The organism is Vibrio sp. D173a, from assembly GCF_030248475.1.
Map to the genome: position 1 here is coordinate 1 of NZ_JAHGAH010000811.1, position 669 is coordinate 669.

Consider the following 669-nt stretch of genomic DNA (forward strand, 5'->3'; position numbering starts at 1 on the left):
GAAGAACAAGTTCGTGACTACGTTGGTAATGGTGCTGACGTGCTTATTGGACGTTCGCTCAGCCGCAACCTAACCGTTGACCCAGGCTTAGAACCAGAGCTTCTGAAGAAAGCGCGTATCTTGTTTGATGATTTCTACGAGCAAGGCGGCCACAAGCTAAGCCACCTTTACCCGTCAGTAAAAGAGACGTTGGCTGAGCTGCACAAAGCGGGCTTTACCATGGCATTGGTCACTAACAAACCATCGAAGTTTGTGCCAGACGTTCTCGCGCAACACGGCATCGACAAGTACTTTGTTGATGTACTTGGCGGTGACTCGTTCCCAGAAAAGAAACCGAACCCAGTCGCGCTAAACTGGTTACTAGAAAAACACAATGTGAAAGCGGAAGAGATGTTGATGGTTGGTGACTCTAGTAATGATATTAAAGCGGCGAAGAATGCAGGTTGTCACTCGTTTGGTCTGACATACGGCTACAACCACGGTGAGCCTATTTCAGCATCAAATCCTGACTATGTGGCTGATAGTGTCGCTCAATTGCTCGATGTTGTTCTCGTTTCAGCATAAAGCGTACAAAAGTTAGTTAAGCTACTGGCAAAATACTTGTCAATGAGTACACTGGATGAGCCGTACAGAAGAGCTGTGCGGCTTTTCTATATTTAAGTTAAGAAG

Annotated in this window: 1 protein-coding gene; it reads left to right on the forward strand. The window is 46.3% G+C overall.

The annotated features are described in order from the left end of the window. A partial coding sequence (locus KIV40_RS29475) for a phosphoglycolate phosphatase (RefSeq protein ID WP_285352797.1) occupies positions 1-564 on the forward strand: 564 nt, incomplete at its 5' end. Positions 565-669 lie beyond the last annotated feature (105 nt).